This is a genomic window from Microbacterium sp. Ru50 (assembly GCF_002920555.1).
In the GTDB taxonomy this organism is placed as follows: domain Bacteria; phylum Actinomycetota; class Actinomycetes; order Actinomycetales; family Microbacteriaceae; genus Microbacterium; species Microbacterium arborescens.
In genome coordinates this window covers 1-556 of record NZ_PQSV01000065.1, presented here as the reverse complement: position 1 = coordinate 556, position 556 = coordinate 1, and the positions used below count along the sequence as shown (strand labels likewise).

Genomic DNA, 556 nt, shown 5'->3' with positions numbered 1-556 from the left:
TTCAGGGTCACCCGGGTGACCTCGGGCGCGATCAGGTCGGCGAAGGTGTCGGCGCCGGGCCGGGAGGAGCGGAAGCGGATGGTGGTGACGGACCGGAAGGTGCGCGCCGCCTCGCCCTCGGCCACGGCCGACCGCAGGTCCAGCGCCACCTCGTACCCGTCGACGGCCAGCAGCCGGGCCCGCTCGCGGGCCTCGTCTCGGGACAGATTCTCACCGGGCACGACGTGACTCCTTCGTCTTCGCGTTCGTCTTCGTGTTCGTCTTCTTGGCGATCTCTTCGTCTCGCATATCGAACACTGGGAATCATGGCACGGGGCGCCGCGGTTGAACCGGCTGCCGACCCGCCCTTCCGATCCTCGTAGGAGAGACCATGTCCGACACCGGCAAGACCCCGGCAGACTTCTGGTTCGACCCGCTGTGCCCCTGGGCCTGGCTGACCTCCCGCTGGATGCTCGAGGTGGAGAAGGTCCGCCCGGTGGAGGTCCGCTGGCACGTGATGAGCCTGGCCGTGCTGAACGAGCCCAAGCTGGACGAGCTGCCCGAGGCGTACCAGGAG

Annotated in this window: 1 protein-coding gene and 1 pseudogene; one reads left to right on the top strand and one right to left on the bottom strand. The window is 68.7% G+C overall.

The genetic code is table 11. From position 1 onward, the window contains the following. Positions 1-221 (bottom strand): hypothetical protein (locus C3481_RS16280; protein WP_146053684.1); only part of this gene is annotated, 221 nt, incomplete at its 3' end. A gap of 149 nt (positions 222-370) precedes the next feature. Between C3481_RS16280 and C3481_RS16275 the strand changes: the two are divergent. Further along, a pseudogene (locus C3481_RS16275) lies at positions 371-556 on the top strand (DsbA family protein); the annotation flags it as partial.